The sequence below is a fragment of the Mucilaginibacter sp. CAU 1740 genome (assembly GCF_039839285.1).
GTDB lineage: Bacteria > Bacteroidota > Bacteroidia > Sphingobacteriales > Sphingobacteriaceae > Mucilaginibacter.
In genome coordinates this window covers 253461-269857 of sequence record NZ_JBDOQS010000002.1, presented here as the reverse complement: position 1 = coordinate 269857, position 16397 = coordinate 253461, and the positions used below count along the sequence as shown (strand labels likewise).

At 44.3% G+C, this 16397-nt stretch carries 9 protein-coding genes; 1 reads left to right on the top strand and 8 read right to left on the bottom strand.

Features of this window, described 5'->3' with window-relative positions; genetic code table 11:
- Positions 1 to 11 precede the first annotated feature (11 nt).
- The 8 genes from AAFN85_RS05530 to AAFN85_RS05495 form a co-directional block, all read right to left on the bottom strand.
- A complete protein-coding gene (locus AAFN85_RS05530) occupies positions 12 to 3413 on the bottom strand; it encodes a TonB-dependent receptor (RefSeq protein ID WP_347525999.1) in 3402 nt (1133 codons plus the stop codon).
- Between the two features lie 275 nt (positions 3414 to 3688).
- Complete coding sequence (locus AAFN85_RS05525) at positions 3689 to 4894, bottom strand: FecR family protein (protein ID WP_347525998.1); 1206 nt, start codon at positions 4892 to 4894, stop codon at positions 3689 to 3691.
- A 100-nt stretch (positions 4895 to 4994) separates the two neighbouring features.
- The gene (locus AAFN85_RS05520) at positions 4995 to 5591 is read right to left on the bottom strand and encodes an RNA polymerase sigma-70 factor (protein ID WP_347525997.1); all 597 of its coding nucleotides are present in this window, start codon (positions 5589 to 5591) and stop codon (positions 4995 to 4997) included.
- A 172-nt stretch (positions 5592 to 5763) separates the two neighbouring features.
- Positions 5764 to 6315: a pyridoxamine 5'-phosphate oxidase family protein gene (locus AAFN85_RS05515; protein WP_347525996.1), complete on the bottom strand. Its 552-nt coding sequence runs from the start codon at positions 6313 to 6315 to the stop codon at positions 5764 to 5766.
- 508 nt (positions 6316 to 6823) lie between these two features.
- Positions 6824 to 7420 carry a TMEM175 family protein gene (locus AAFN85_RS05510; protein ID WP_347525995.1) on the bottom strand — a complete coding sequence of 199 codons (597 nt, stop codon included), beginning with the start codon at positions 7418 to 7420 and terminating at the stop codon, positions 6824 to 6826.
- Positions 7421 to 7435: 15 nt separating this feature from the next.
- Positions 7436 to 8644, bottom strand: coding sequence for a glycoside hydrolase family 88 protein (locus tag AAFN85_RS05505; protein WP_347525993.1), 1209 nt, complete (start codon positions 8642 to 8644; stop codon positions 7436 to 7438).
- A 238-nt stretch (positions 8645 to 8882) separates the two neighbouring features.
- Positions 8883 to 9581, bottom strand: coding sequence for a head GIN domain-containing protein (locus AAFN85_RS05500; RefSeq protein ID WP_347525992.1), 699 nt, complete (start codon positions 9579 to 9581; stop codon positions 8883 to 8885).
- A 73-nt stretch (positions 9582 to 9654) separates the two neighbouring features.
- Positions 9655 to 14964, bottom strand: coding sequence for a PKD-like domain-containing protein (locus tag AAFN85_RS05495; protein WP_347525990.1), 5310 nt, complete (start codon positions 14962 to 14964; stop codon positions 9655 to 9657).
- A 375-nt stretch (positions 14965 to 15339) separates the two neighbouring features.
- Here AAFN85_RS05495 and AAFN85_RS05490 point away from each other — a divergent pair, with 375 nt between their 5' ends.
- Complete coding sequence (locus AAFN85_RS05490; RefSeq protein ID WP_347525989.1) at positions 15340 to 16311, top strand: metallophosphoesterase; 972 nt, start codon at positions 15340 to 15342, stop codon at positions 16309 to 16311.
- The last annotated feature ends 86 nt before the right edge of the window (positions 16312 to 16397 follow it).

Sequence of the window (16397 nt, the reverse complement as noted above, 5' to 3'; positions counted from 1 at the left end):
TAACATTTTTATTAAAGACTAACATTAACACCAAACACGAATGTGCGCGGTTTTGGGTAATCATAAAACTGGATACCCTGAGTAAAGTTACTTGAGCCGTTGTAGGTTGAAACCTCCGGATCATAACCGGTGTATTTGGTGATCAAGAACAGATTTTGTGCCTGAGCATAAATACGTAAGCGGCTAAGTTTTATTTTTTTAAGTAACTCATCACCAAAGGTGTAACCTAATGTAACCGCCCTGCCACGGATAAAGTTTCCGCTTTCAACCTTGGTTGAATAGATCTCGGTTTGGTAACGCACATAAGCCGGTCTGTCTTCGGCAATGCTGGTGTTTTGGTTAGTTGGTGTCCATGCATTCAATACAGTGGCATAGCTGTTTGCCTGACCGGTACGATCCTGACCCGAGTGACGGGTTAAGTTCATAACCTGGTTACCGTAATTAAATTGCAGATCAACACCCAGATCGATCTTTTTGTAACGGAAAGTATTGCTAAATGTACCGTAACCATCAGGGATTGATTTACCCAGGATCACTTTATCTTTAGAATCAACTTTGCCATCGTTATTGGTATCCTGAATTTTCAAATCGCCTGGAAGCAAACCGTATTTCGCGGCCTCAGCAGCTTCGCCTGATCCCCATGTTCCTAACACCTGGTAACCATAGTAGCTACCGGCTGGTAAACCTACACGCATCAGGTTAAATTGCGAAAGGAAAGTCGGGTCCAGGAAAATATCATCGTTAGAAGCTCCCAATTTCAGGATCTTGTTTTTCAGGAAGGTGATATTGAAACTGGTGTTCCAGCTAAAGTTTTGGCTTTGTATTGGGGTTGCGTTAATAGTAAACTCCAAACCCTTATTTTGCAACTGGCCGATATTTTTTACCACGCTGTTAAAACCACTTGTTTCCGGCAGTGGCGCGCTAAGTAATAATGACTGTGTTTTTTTCACATAGGCATCAGCCTCGATGTTTAAACGGTTGTTAAACAATCCAAGCGAAACACCAAAATCAAGCTCGTTATTTTTTTCCCATGCCAACAGTTGGTTCCCTATAGTGGTTTGTTGCGTACCAACGGCAGGCGCGCCTCCAAATACATAGTTTACGGTATTGATTTGGGCTCCCGAATTGTATTGGCCAATTTCGGAGTTACCGGTAACACCATAACTTAATCTGAATTTCAGGTCGGAAATGGTTTTGTTATCTTTCAGAAAATCTTCCTGAGATGCACGCCAGGCTATTGCCGCCGACGGGAATATACCTGTCTTTTTATCGGCACCAAAACGAGATGAACCATCCTGCCTGGTTGTGAGTGTTAACAGGTATCGCTCTTTGTAGTTGTAGTTTAACCTTGCAAAGTACGATTGAAACTGGTAAGCCTGGTACCCTGACGACGGACGGCCCGGTACAATACCTGCATTAAGATTGTAGTACTGGTAAAAATCGTCAGACAGGGTGCTGGTTGAAGCACCTAAACTTACTTGCGTAAATTTTGAACGCTCGGTACCGAGTACAACGTTTAAGGTGTGATTTTGACCAAACTTTTTATTATAGGTAAAATAGTTTTGCCATTGCCAGAAGGTGTTATTGTTTTCGTTGATAGAAGCGTTACTGTTACTCTGATCAATAGTAGCGCCGCCAACCAAACTTGAGGCAGACGATGGCGTATAATTAGCAGATGTGGTAACACCTAAAACACTCTTAAACTCTAACCCCGGAATGATATTGATATTAGCATAACCGTTACCGCTAAAAATACGGTTGCGGGTAAGCGACTGGATCTCGTTAAGCTGTGCTACCGGGTTATCACCACCTTCAAGGTTTGGATAATCGGTACGTTTACCGTAAGTACCATCAGGATATTTAATAGGGATAAAAGGCACCATCTCGATCAACATACGCGGGATGTTGTTACCACCTGTACCCTGATCCTGGTTACGGCCGTCCTGGTAATTGTAGTTTAAGGTAGCGCCTACTTTTATCCATGGTTTTATCTGGTTATCAAAAGTTAAGCGTACATTATAACGGCGCAGGTAGCTATTGATGATAATACCTTCATCATCGGCATAGTTCAGGAACAAACCATAGTTAATATTCTCGGCGCCGCCTGTAAATGATACGTTATGGTTTTGGCTAACCGCTGTGCGGGTAGTAGCTTTTTGCCAGTCAACATCATATAACGGATTTAAATTTTGATCGAATAATTTGCCGATCAAAGCGGTACGTTGCAGTACAGGGTTACGGCTTGCATAGTTACCTGCAGCCCATCCGGTAGGATCGTACTTTTTAATATTGGCATATGAAATATCCTCAACCTGCATAAACTCCTTTGAATTTAATACCGGGATCTCTTTGGCCATTTTGCTGATGCTAAAATAGCTATCATAGCTAATGGTACCACCTTTTTTACCACGTTTGGTAGTGATAAGGATTACACCGTTAGCACCACGCGTACCGTAGATAGCTGTTGAAGACGCATCTTTCAAAACGTTGATCGTTTCAATATCGTTAGGGTTGATAGCGTTACCGCCTTCAGTCCACTGCACACCATCAACAACATATAACGGATCCGTACTGGTTGTTATTGAACTGTAACCACGGATACGCACCTTAGTTGCGCCGCCCGGAGCGCCCGAGTTAACCGATACGTTTACACCTGCAAGTTTACCGGCAAGCTCCTGCTCAAGATTGGTTTGCGGGCGCTCCTGTAATTCTTTAGCACCAACGCTACCTACCGAACCGGTTAAATCAACTTTACGGGCGGTACCGTAACCAATTACCACAACTTCGCTTATGGCTTTAGGTTCTTCGGCCATGGTAACATCAATCTGAGTTTTGCCTGCAATAGCCACCTCTTTAGCCGAGTAGCCTATAAAGGTGAACACCAGGGTACCGTTGCCATCCGGCGCGTTAATGGTGTACTTACCATTAACATCAGTTTGCACGCCCACATTTGTACCTTTTACTTTAACAGTAACGCCAGGGATAGGCCCTTTGGCATCGCTTACTGTACCGGTAACTTTAATAGGCGCTACAGCAACCTGATTGGCAACCGGCTCGTCTTTCTTTTTTACAACAATGGTTTGATCAAAAATTTTGTAGGTAAGCGGTTGATCTTTAAGGCACTGATCAAGCGCTGTTTGGATAGATACGTTTGCAACTTCGATGTTGATTGCACCGGCTTTTGAAACATCCTGCTTATCATACATAAAATGATAGCCGGTTTGTTTTTCTATTGAGCGTAGTACTTTTTCAACGGTAGTGTTTTTTTGGTGCAAAGTAACTATCTGGCTATAACTTTTGGCGCTTACGCTGGTAAAGGCCGCAAGTATAATAAAGGCAGTTAGCTTCATGGCCAATATAAATTTGCGTAATTGAGGCCATGCCAAAGGCGTGGCCTTAGAATTAAAATTCATAAGTTTGTAGAGTTTGGGTTAAACATTAACTTTTCAATTCATCGATTGTACTTTTTTGGGACCCAGATCATTACGCCGGGGAAGTACTGCGAATACTCCCCGGTTTTTTTAAGCGGTAATGGTTGAGGTTTAAATGCGTGTTTAAACAACAAGTAAACCGATTTACCAATCAGGGCCCAAAGGCTGGGGCTAACTTAATTTTGGTATTTCTTCCATCATACGGGTGTTTAAATTGTTAACAATTGGTTGTTTAATATAGTAGGTTTTAATAAAGACTATTGAAGCACGGTGATGTGCATATTTTCAATTTTAAACTTCACACCGGCGTAGCTTAGCATGTTCAATAATTCGGATGCTTTTACATTGCGTGATATCCGACCGGAAAACTCCCGTCTGGGTATTTTACCCTGGTAGCTTATATCAACATCGTACCAGCGGGCCGCCTGGCGCATAATGGCATCGATCCCTATCCCGTTAAATTGAAAAATCCCGTCTTTCCAGGCCGTAACTTCATCTACATCAATGTCGCTCAACACTTTTATCTTTCCATCTTTATTTAATACAGCTTGCTGGCCGGGTTTTAAAAAGCCGCTTTCGGTACCGTTATTTATTTTTACAGATCCTTCAAGCAGGGTGGTCTTCATTTCGGGCTCATCATTATAAGCCATTACATTGAAATGAGTACCCAATACCTCTATGGTGATTTGATTACTCTTAACCACAAAAGGCATGTTACGGTTTTTGGCAACCTCAAAATAAGCCTCACCTGTAATGGTAACATCGCGGGTTTTACCGGTAAAGAAGGTTGGGAAAGTGACTGATGATGCAGAGTTAAGGCAAACCTTGCTTCCGTCCGGCAAAATCAACTGATATTGCCCGCCGCGGGGGGTAGTGATGGTATTTATTACCGGCTTTGCATCGGCGGTCCCATCAGCTTTATAAACAAGCTGACCGTTACGGGTTTTGTTTATTTTGATGGTACCTTGTTGGGCAAGTAAACCGTTTTGGGCACTATCAAGCGTAATGGTTGTGCCGTTGGCCAGGGTTAATATAGCTTTATTACCGCCTGGCAGGGCATCATGTTTAGGATGGTTGCGTGCTATGTTTTTCTTTGATGGTGGTAAGGTTATCTTCTGGCTAAGAAAAATATAAACACCAAAGCCAACTAAAAACACAAGCGAAGCCGCTATACCCAGTTTTCGTAACGGGAGAGTTTTATGGCGATTGTTGATAGATATCGGGGTAGTTTGCGAGGTACGATCAGTTAGAATATTATTCAATATGGCGTCGCTTTTTTCACGGCTAAAAAGCGGATCGTGTTCGCCTAAGGTATCCCAGGCATTTTGAATGAGCGCGGCAAGTTCCGGATCACTGGCTGATGAATGGATGATCTCAAAAAGCTCATCACGCTCATCTACCGTTGCAATGCCGTTGCAATATTTATCGAATAAATAATTAAGCCTAACGTAAAGTTCGCTCATATAAAATGCTTTTCGGTATTTGTAGTATAATTGGCTACTTGAGTTTGGGGCGAACTCATATACATGACACCAACTTTATTAAAAAAGGGGGTATCGTTTTTTAAAAAAAATGAAAAAAGTGGATCATAGCCATCACAAGCACTATAGCCTCCTTATGTTCCTGCACATAATCTTTAATAGAAGCGGTGGCTATTTGTAGGTATTTCTTCACCGTTTCGCGCGAAATTTCCATCTGATCGGCTATTTCGTGATACTTCAAACGGCTGTGTTTACTCATGAGGTAAACTTTTTGCTGCTGTGGCGGCAGCTGGTTGATGGCCTCGTCAATTAAATTATAATATTGATCGGCGTCGTAGGTATCGGCAATAAACGGCACCACGTTTGATTGTTCGAGTTTTTTTAATAAAAGCTGTTCTTTAACAACTTTACGCAGACAATTAAGGGCGTGGTTTTTTGAAACAACAAATAAGTAGGCTTTGAAATTATCAACGCCGGCAAGCGTTTCGCGGCTCATCCAAATTTTCAGGAATACATCCTGCACCACCTCTTCGGCCAGTTCGGTTGATTGGGTAATGCGAAAAATATGCACACCCAAACGTTGATGATAGGCCGCAAACAACCGGCGGAAGGCAAATTCATTACCCTCGGCCACCTGCATAAGCAGTTCCTTCTCATTTGGTTGAGTTACTTCAAACATAGGTTGATGTTGGTGTTGCAAATATTATAAAATTCGCAGTATTTGCAACATAATAATTATATAGCTAAAAGCCATGTTATAACTATAAAGCAACAGAAATGTTTGAATCTTTTTTTCTACACAATAAGGGCCCCTATTGTTTAACTAATATGTATGTATTAAATACGCTACATTAATACAACGGGCTTGGCAACCCATCTAAACTAACACGATTTTTAAGCTGTTTGTAATCAACCAACCCCTGCTCGCCCTTAGCTTTAGCCCATTTTACAGCATAATCACGTTCGCCTACGTACTCATAAAGCGGTACGCTGAAGCCGCAGGAAGTTTGCACCATATCAATATCGGCAACGATGATCTGCCTTGTGGCTATATGATCGTTAAAATTTGAAACAAGGGCATTCCATTCCGCATTGTTTTCATCAGGAAGCACACTCTTCCCCTTTCCGTAAAAGCGCAAAATATTAGGCGGACCATCAAACGCGCAAAACATAAAAGTAACGCGACCATTATCAAGCAGGTGCGCAGCGGTTTCATTTCCCGAGCCAATAATATCCAAATAAGCTACTTTACTATTTGAAAGGATCCGGAAACTGGCGTTATCTTTTGGCGATAAATTAACATGCCCATTGGCAAGCATTGGCGCGGTGGCCACAAAAAAGATTTTTTGATGTGCAACAAATTCCTTGTGCTGATCAAGTATCTCATTAAAAAATTTACCCATAACTAACAGGTTTAAATTAGAAGATACTCAAATTTAACAATTATTAGATTAAACTAATATTAATAATTAGATTGACTAACATTTTAACATATTAGAAAAGTAACGTGTTCTTTTACGTCAGGTTGATATGTTTTCGGAAGACTTTTTGATTCCCTCTTTGGGGAGGGGTGCGGTGGAAATGTGTTGTGGCAGGGAGGGGTTAATGCGCCATAATTAGCGAACAGGCATATCGCAGAAACCCCTCCCTACACCCTCCCAGGGGAGGGAATCGCACTATCCCCCGCTTCTTTATTTATTCGGAACACTTTTTTTGCTTTTGTGTACTTAAAATATCTACACCATTCAAAAACAAAACTTAGCGCCTTTGCATGCTCAAAAATCTACGCCATCCACAAAAAACCTTAGCGTCTCTGCGCCTTTGCGCGCTCAAAAATCTACGCCATCTACAAACAAAACTTTGCATCTCTGCGTGCTCAAAATCCTTAGAATCTCTGCAAGAAAAAAGTAACTACTCCTCTTCCTCACCATCCACCAATAAACGCTCAAAACGCTTATCCGGAATAAGCCACATGGCGGCTACAATTACATAGATCACCATGCTAAAAGTGGCATTAACAAAAGTGAGGGCAATGGCTACAGGATATAACGCTATCGAAATTTTTCCTTTAAAGTCGTTCCCAAAAGCTTTGGCGACTAACGAATCTTCGCCGTGGTGTTTGATTAGGGCAAGTGCTAAAATGCGGTATGCAATACCGTTCATGGCCAGTATAATACCGTAACAAAATACCGGCCACCGCGAAAAATGACTTTCGCCCAACCAATCGGTTATAAACGGGATCAACGACATCCAGAACAGCAGGTGCAAGTTCGCCCACAATATGCTGCCATTTACAGATCGCACCGCCTGCAGGGTGTGGTGATGGTTATTCCAGTACACACCCACATAAGCAAAACTGAGCACGTAACTTAAAAAAACAGGAGTAAGCGGACGTAACGATTCAAGGTCTTTGCCATGGGGTACTTTCAACTCAAGTACCATGATAGTGATGATGATAGCTATAACGCCATCGCTAAATGCTTCTAACCTGCCTTTACCTATTGCCATGCGCTAAATATAGCACTATTTGGCAAAAGCCTTATAGCGCTGCATAGCTTCAATAAAATAGTAATCGGCATAAGTTAAAGGCACATCAATTTCGGTACCTGCCGGGAAATGGCCTACACTATGTTTTAAAATAAAACCGCCATTGGTATTCAAATCGGCCTTGTATTGAGGTGCTGATAGGTTTTTGATGATGGTTTGCGCAACATTAAAATACTCCTGCCCATCCTTTTTATCAACGTAACGGCAAAGCTCTAACAGGGCCGATGCCATGATAGATGCCGCCGAAGCATCGCGCAAAGCGTTAGGGATATTGGTGGCGTTATAATCCCAGTACGGAATTTTATCGGCAGGTAAATTGGGGTTGGTCAATAAAAAATGAGCGATACCTTTGGCCTGGTCAAGATATTTTTTGTCTTTAGTTTCGCGGTACATTACGGTGAAGCCGTACAAGCCCCATGATTGTCCGCGCGCCCAAGCCGATTCATTGGCAAAACCCTGCGCTGTCTTCTTTTCTTTAACCGCGCCTGTTTGGGCATCGTAGTTAATTACGTGGTACGAGCTAAAATCGGGGCGGTAATGATTTTTGATGGTGGTATTGGCGTGGGTAACCGCAATTTTATAAAAGCTCGAATCGCCGGTTAATTTGGTGGCATTGAAAAGCAGTTCGAGGTTCATCATGTTATCAATGATCACCAAAAAATCTTCGGGCTTTGAGTTCCATGAACGGATACAGCCAACGGTTGGGTTAAACCTTGTTGAAAGCGATTTAGCACTGTTGATCAATATTTCGTTGTATTCCTTTTTAGGTTCGATGCGGTTGGCCGTGCCGAAGCTGCAATACATCATAAAACCCAGATCGTGCGTACCTTTATTAAACTGCTCTTTTTCCAGGCCTTTAAGGTTATGGTTGGCTTCGGTAAGCAAAGCCTCATCCTTTGTTTCCTGGTACAGGTTTAGCAACGAGCCTGAATAAAAACCGCTGCACCACCAGCTGGAATTGCTGGTTTCAAATTTATCCTTATCCGGGTGATATGTTTTAGGGAACTGCCCGTCGGTAAACTGCTTGGCCATGTATTTATATTGAACATCGCCATCGGCAAAATTCTTTTTAATAGTGGCTAACACATCCTTTTGCGGCTTAAAACTATTTTGAGCAAATACCCCCGAAGTAATAACGGATAAACAGATGGCCAATACTGGCAGTTGCAGGCTTTTATATTTCATGGCTGTTGTATAACTGGTTCGGCATGCCTTATAAACACGCTTCAGGTTATAAAAGTGCAGATTTTGCCTTGATAAAAGCAAGGGGTTTGGCTTGGGTAAGCTACATTTTTCTACTACAACGATATAGTGTTTTGTAGTAAATCGAACTAAAATCAAAAAGGCCTATCAATTACAGGTTAGTTATCATTTCCTGTAATTGATAGGCCTTAATCGTTTCTTATTTAGAGAAGAACCAAACTTAATCAGCTTTGCTCACCCTACCCGATCCCGCATAACGGGTTTCGCCAATAGTTGCCGAACCAGAATAAACTACACTGCCAGAACCTGCAATACGTGCCGATACTGTTTTACTGGCCGCGATGCTAACATCTCCAGAACCTGCAATTGAAGCCTCAACTGTTTCTGTGTTTAATGATTTCCCGTTGATTTGACCCGAGCCGCTGATATGGCAATCGGCCAAACCGGTGCTACCTTTTACGTCAATTGAACCAGAGCCACTGATGCGCAGATCAAGCGTGCTTGATTTAACCGCTGTTTTGATGTTGCCCGATCCGCTTAGCGCTATCTTGGCATTTCCACCGGTTAACACACCATCAACGGTAGTATTACCTGAACCGCTGTTGGCTAATGAGCTTAAAGTTTTGGCCGAGATGTAGATATTGGCACGTTGGATGTTGCGGTGATTTTTCCAGTGGTCTTTAAACTCAACTTTCAGGATTCCGTTTTCTACCTCGGTTTTAATATCATCAACAATATTGGCATCAACATCAAGCTTTACGCCTTCTGTTCCGTCAATTTTAACAAATACATTAAATGGGCCGCCGCAGGCTATGCCGTTATAACCCGAAACATTGCGGGTAACTGTTTGTGCCGATACGTTAAAGGCTGCCGAAACGGTAAGTACCGAAGCCATTAGCGAGAAGATTAGTTTTTTCATGATCGCCTTTTTTATTTATATGACGCCACTTGTTATTAAAACGTTGCAATCTTTTTTGCACTTCGCTTACAACCTATCGCAAAATGGTAACCGAGCCAGACATTGGCGGATTGCCCAATTTCATATCAATAATGTAATAATACACGCCTGGCGGCAATTGCTTACCGTTAAAATTACCATCCCAGGGTGTACCATAACCTATCGAGTGGAACAGCTTTTCGCCATATCGGTTAAACACATCAACGGTGGTGCTTTCGTAAGCAACGAGGCCACGGATCTCCCAAAAATCGTTAACCCCATCGCCATTAGGCGTAAAAGTGTTAGGCACGGTAATATCCGGTGATACCTTGATGATAACCTGGCCCTGCCCTACGCAGCCTAACTTATTAGTAACGTACACGGTGTAAAGCCCATCCATATTACCTGTAAGCGTAGGTTCTTTTAACTTAGGATCGTTAAGGCCTGTAGCGGGTACCCATAAATACTGAACATCTTGGTCACTAACGGTAGGCGTTAAAGTTATGGTATGATTTTTTTGCACATACCGCACGCCACCAGCGTTAACCGTTGGCGGTGGCAAAAACGTAATGGTCATATTATCGGTAGCCAGATAACACTGCCCGGGATTATTAGCGGTAAGTGTAAGCTTCACCGAACCTTTTTTCACATCTTCTTCGGATGGCTGATAAACAGCCCCATTTTCGCTTTCGGGCGAGATCAGTTTACCTGTGCCCGAGGTAGTCCATTTGCCACCGCCCGGTGCTAAAACTGTACCTACAAGCCTTACGCTATTTTGCTGTTCGCAAACTTCAACACTTGTGCCCGCTTCTACGCCCGGCACTTTGCCAAAAGTGATGGTCATGTCTGAGCTGGCAATTTGACAATTATCCTTACTGGTTGATTTCAGGGTAAGCACAACTGATCCGGCTGCCCTATCCTCGTCTGTTGGAACATAACGGGCGTTCAGATCATTATCTGCCGGTAGAAATTGCCCTTTCCCGCTCGAAAACCATCTGCCGGTTTTAGTGCCGCCACCAATTTCACCTTTAAGTTGAATAAAAGGGTCAGTTACGCAGGCTGTAACAGCATTTCCGGCCTTTGATGTTGGCGGTTGGTTTACACGCACGCTTATGGTATCAACCAAACTGGTACAATTATTTATGGTAACATATAAGCTGTAAAGCCCGGCCATATCGGCGGTAGCGTTTTTAATAACGGGGTTTTGCGCTGATGATTTATAGTTGTTAGGCCCTACCCAGGCATAGGTAGCCTTGGCAATAACATCAACATTCAATTTAATATCGCTGTTTAAACAAACCGGCGAGTTAGACCTGATCTGCCGTTGAGGTATCTCCGGGTCAACCTTAACTACGTAGGCAAACGGCATACCATCGCAACCAAAAGCCGAAGGGGTTATCACATACATTACATTAACAGCCGAAGCCCCTTTGTTTACCAGCACCTCGCTTATTTTATTACCTGTTTGCGCGCCCGAAGTTGGATTACTGATGCCCGCCACGGCTGCCCTGCTCCAGGTATAAGTTGCCGATGGTACGTTTGAAGTAATGGTATAATCTACCGGCGAGCCGCTGCAAATTTCATCGGCCGCTTTACTATTTACGTTAACCGAGGGATTAACGGTTGCTACCCACTTAAACGGCGGACCTGCGCAATTGCTTGTTTGATAGTTAAACACATAAGTAACATCAACCGGTGCGTTGGTGGTATTATACAACACCTCGTGAATAACAGAAGCCATCTGCCCTTTTACAGTTTGATTGCTGATACCCGGTACGGCTTCACGTGTCCAGCTAAAAGCTACGCCGGGGGTATTGAAAGCGATAGCATAATTCCCAGAGGTCATGTTGCAAAGCGTTGTTGATGGTGGGCTGGTTACCTGCGGTGTTGGATAAACCGTAACCACATAATTAAAAGGATTGCCCGAGCAGCCGTTTAGTACCGGAACAATAACATAGGTAACATCAACAGGATCGCCGGTGGTGCTGATAAGCGCCTCGGTAATTTCTGCCGATGACTGGTTGGATACCGTAGGATTACTGATCCCTTTCACAGCGGCGCGCGACCATAAAAATGTAGCCCCGGGCTGGTTAGCAGTTATAGCATAATTCTGCGCCACACCCCCGCAAACAATATTGGCAGAAGCGCTTGTTACTTTAGGCAGAGGAGTTACTGTTACATCAACCTTGGTACGCGGGCTAACGCAGCCATCAACAACCGCCTGAACATAGTAACTGGTACCGCTTATTAAAGCCGGGGTTACGTAATTATCGCCAACCCAAAGCAATGTTCCGCCAACCGGGGCATCGTACCACTGGTAGCTCCCTGCTGATCCGCTTGCCGTTAGCGTAGTGTGGCTGCTTTCGCAAGCTATCTGGCTTTTTGCTATAGGGGCTAATAACTGGTCGTTAACCTTAACGGTTACGGCAGTCATGGGGCTGGTTTTGTTGCCGATGGTTGTATTTACATAATATGTGGTAGTTTGGGTAAGCGGCGGCGTAATAAAGTTAGGCCCTGTTGATAGCTCGGTGCCATTCTCCGGCGCGTCATACCATTTATAGGTACCACCCGGGCCAGTGGCCGATACAGTAGCGATACTTCCCAAGCAAGTAGTTGTACCCGCGGCGGTAGGCGGCGGCAAAGTGCTGTTTATAGTGATAACCATCTTATCAACGCCCGGCCCGCAGCTGCCCGAAGGATCGTCCGAGGTTAACGTAAGTGTTACCTGTTTTTCGCCAACGGCGGGTGTATATATAGCATCCAATTTAGATGGATCAGAAAACTGTCCCAAACCGCCCGACCATCGTCCGCCCGAAACACCTTCTACACTTCCGGCAAGCTGAACCGTACTACCGGCCTGCACGGTTTGATCGGGTCCGGCATCGGCACCTGCTCCCGCCTCAATAGTAACTTTGGCCGTTTCGGCGCTGGCAACAGTACCATCAGTATTATATAGGGTATTGGTAACCTCGTAGGTTCCCGGTTTGGTTTTTCGCGAATTTATTTCGCCTGTAGAGGTACTGGTAAATACCAAACCTGTAGGCATTGCCTTAAAAGTACCCGCACCCGCGTTTGGAAAAAACATTGGTTTTGGATTGGCACCAAACTGGCAAAACGGCCCGCCATAGGTAAACTTGGCGTTCAATATCGAAACAATATTTACACCCGCGCTATAGGTTGAGGCACAAGCCCCGTTAGTAGTTATGGTGATAATGTACTGGCCGGGCTTGCTTGCCTTTACATCAATTCCGCCGGTGTGGTCATCAACAAACACCAATCCCTTTGGCGACGAAGTAAATGTACCGCCTGCCGTATTCAAAATAATAGGCTTAGGATTGGGGCTTGCAGGAGTAAACGTGCCCGATGGATATAAAAACCCGGTACCAGCATCCGTATTGATATCAACAGTAACCGGTGTACGAGGGCTTACACAATCGCCTGTTCTGCTTTGAACATAGTAGGTAGTTTTTTCGGAAACTATGGGCGTATTATAAGTAGTGCCGGTAAACAAGGGCGCTCCACCCGAAGGTAAACCAAACCATTCAATAGTACCTGTACCTGTAGCCGTTAATTTGGCTGACGACCCAGAACAAACCGACGTACCATCAGCTTTGGGCGCTGATGGCGGCGGGATAACATCCACCTTAACCGCGGTTCGGCTGCTTACGCAATCATTAACACGGCTTTCTACATAATAAGTAGCCGAAGCCATTAAATTAGGCGTAACATAGGTTTGACCTGATGACAGTAAAGTACCACCAGCTGGGCTATCATACCAGGCAATGCTTCCGCTTGTTCCGGTAGCGCTAAGTATTGCCGCGCCATTATAACAAACAGTGGTGTTGGCTACTTTGGGCGCTACCACCAGGGGAAGTACGGTCACCGTTACAGCGGTACGCTCGCTGGTACAGCCGTTAGTGCTTAATTGTATATAATAAGTTTTGGTTACTGTTGATGCAGGCGTGGTGTAACTTGTTCCGGTTTTCAATAACTTACCCCCAACAGCGGCATCATACCATTGATATGTGCCCTCGCCCGGATCTATCACCGATAAAGTAGCCAATGATCCCGAGCAGATGGTTGCTCCCGCGGCAACTGGCGCGGCAACTGGTGGACTAACTATCACCGTCATGGCGGTACGCTCGCTTATACAACCCGCGTCCGAATGATTTTCGACATAATAAGTAGTGGTGCTGGTTAATAAGGGAGTAGTGAACGTAAGCCCGCTTTTTAATAAGCGACCGCCATTTGGCGCGTCGTACCATACATAAGTACCGGTAGCTTGTGTTGCAGCAGTTAAGGTTGTGGCCGTATTATAACAAACGGTAGCACTTTGGGCAACGGGCGCCTGCGGAATAGGGCTTACTATAACTTTTACAGGTACGCGCGGACTTTCGCAATCATTAAGCCGTACGCGTACATAATATGTTTTACTTGCGGATAATGCAGGTGTGGTATAATCAGGACTGGAGATAAGCGATACACCGCCGGTAGGAACATCATACCAATCAAAAACTCCCTCAGGCGCGTCGGCATGCAAAGTGGCTACCTGGCCCGAGCAGATCTTGATATCTTTAACTACCGGCGTCGGTGGCGGCGGGTTAACTTTCGCTATAACCGGTACCGGGGCGCTGGTACAACCGTTGGTTACCCCTACCACATAATAAATGGTGGTTTTTTGTAGCGGAGGAGTGATAAATGACGGCCCGGTTTGCAAAACCGTTCCCCCCGAAGCCGAGGCGTACCAGCTGTAGCTATCTGCCCCGCTTGCCAATAAAGTGGCTACCCCGCTGTTACAAACAGCGGCGCCGGCTACACTCGGATTTCCGGTTACAAAAACGGTAACCGCCGTACGCGGACTTGTGCAGCCGCCAACCGTGGTTTGCACATAAAAAGTTTTAGTACCGGTTATGGATGGAGTAACATAAGTATCTCCGTCTTTAATAAAATTGCCGCCAACGGGCGCGTCATACCATTGATAATCCCCCCCCGGGGCGGTGGCTGTTAACGTAGCAGGGCTATTTAGACAAACCACCACGTTTCTTGCTGTGGGAGCAGCCGGCGTAATTGATTCGCGCAATGTAATATTCTTTGTAAAGCCTATACAACCGGGGGTTTTATCGGTAACTGTTACGGTGTAAACACCTGCTTTATTGGCGCTGATGGTTTCGCCGGTTTCGCCGGTGCTCCACAAGTAAGTGTATGGGCCTGTACCGGCAGATGCCGCGGCCGTTAATACCACCGAACTCCCTGAGCAAATGGTGGTTTCTGATGCTGAAAGAGTTACAGTAAGCGTACAGTTTTGTGCTTTTACGTTAACCCCAATCACCAACAATAACAATAAAACAAATAAACGATTACGCATGAACCTTTAAAAGCCGTTAAATACTTCTGTTATCAATAAGGCAGTCACGGACAAGCATTTGCGAAGTATTTATGTTCAGGGCAATAAATAGATTCGACTTTACCGGGACAATTAATCAGGTAGCATTTTATACGGCGTAACTGTTCAAATTGTTCAGTTTAAACGTTCAAACATTAACTTTTTGGAAATTTTCTTTCCGGATTAAGAAAATTAATCTTTCGTAAACCTTTAATTACCTGCGGGTTTGGGTTTAAGCAAACGTCACCTCATAAGAAAAATCCATACCGGTTAACACAATAGTTACAGTTACTTAAATATTTCTTATCATGGCCGGTTACCAACTTATATACCTTTGGCCTTAAACGCTCATTGTAAATGAAACGCAGGGATTTTATTAAAAACACCACCATCACGGCGCTTGGCGCATCTGTTATAGCCCCCTTAACCGCCTTAGCCAGCGAAAATGTGACACATTTTGAAAGTGATGACCTTTCGCCATCGGCCAGCCTGAAGGATGAGTTTAACGTACACTTTATGGCCATTGGCGATTGGGGTCGCAACGGCGAGTACGACCAAACCGAGGTAGCCAAACAAATGGGTTTATGGGGTACTGCTAATCCTAATGATTTTGTGATATCGGTGGGAGATAATTTTTATCCCCTTGGCGTGATCAGCGAAAACGATCCGCAGTTTCATTATTCGTTCGAGAATATTTATACCGCGCACTCCCTGCAATGCAACTGGTACCCTATTTTAGGTAATCACGATTGGGGAACAGATCCGATGGCACAGGTACGTTACAGCAAAGTGAGCCGCCGTTGGAACATGCCTTCGCTTTACTATAAAAAAGAGTTTTCGCTGGGCAAAACCGATAAAGTTTTAATGCTGATGATTGATACCGACCCAATGTTGCATGATGATAAAAAACAACAGGTTGAAGAACAAATGGTATGGATTAATGAGCAACTAAAAAATGCCTCTGCCGATGTTAAATGGAAAATGATCATTGGCCACCACCCCTACTACACCGTTGGTCCGCGTATAAAAAACTACGACACCTTAACCGTGCGGGAAAAGCTGGCTGGTGTTTTTGAAAAATACAAAGTAGATGTTTACCTATCGGGCCATGACCATTCCTTGCAGCACCTTAAGCCTGAAGGCTATACACACCAGTTTATTTCTGGTGCAGGATCGGAGCTTACCCCGGTTACTTCAGGCATACCTTATAGTAAATTTGAAGCGTCCGAGCACGGGTTTATGTACTTTGCCATCAACAGTAATAAACTGCATGTGAAGGCTATTAATATGACGGGGAAGGTTTTGTATGAAACTACGTTGACGAAGTAGCCCCCCAGCCCCCTAAAGGGGGAGAGTTAAAAATTTGATTGCAAGTAATAAAAGCCGAAGCCTCTGAAGGATTATATGACATCAGG

Excerpts from the sequence above, each read along its gene's own strand:
- AAFN85_RS05515 (WP_347525996.1), bottom strand. The coding sequence starts at position 6,315 with ATGGGTAAATTTTTTAATGAGATACTTGATCAGCACAAGGAATTTGTT.
- AAFN85_RS05495 (WP_347525990.1), bottom strand. The coding sequence starts at position 14,964 with ATGCGTAATCGTTTATTTGTTTTATTGTTATTGTTGGTGATTGGGGTT.
- AAFN85_RS05490 (WP_347525989.1), top strand. The coding sequence starts at position 15,340 with ATGAAACGCAGGGATTTTATTAAAAACACCACCATCACGGCGCTTGGC.
- AAFN85_RS05525 (WP_347525998.1), bottom strand. The coding sequence starts at position 4,894 with ATGAGCGAACTTTACGTTAGGCTTAATTATTTATTCGATAAATATTGC.
- AAFN85_RS05520 (WP_347525997.1), bottom strand. The coding sequence starts at position 5,591 with ATGTTTGAAGTAACTCAACCAAATGAGAAGGAACTGCTTATGCAGGTG.
- AAFN85_RS05530 (WP_347525999.1), bottom strand. The coding sequence starts at position 3,413 with ATGAATTTTAATTCTAAGGCCACGCCTTTGGCATGGCCTCAATTACGC.
- AAFN85_RS05510 (WP_347525995.1), bottom strand. The coding sequence starts at position 7,420 with ATGGCAATAGGTAAAGGCAGGTTAGAAGCATTTAGCGATGGCGTTATA.
- AAFN85_RS05500 (WP_347525992.1), bottom strand. The coding sequence starts at position 9,581 with ATGAAAAAACTAATCTTCTCGCTAATGGCTTCGGTACTTACCGTTTCG.
- AAFN85_RS05505 (WP_347525993.1), bottom strand. The coding sequence starts at position 8,644 with ATGAAATATAAAAGCCTGCAACTGCCAGTATTGGCCATCTGTTTATCC.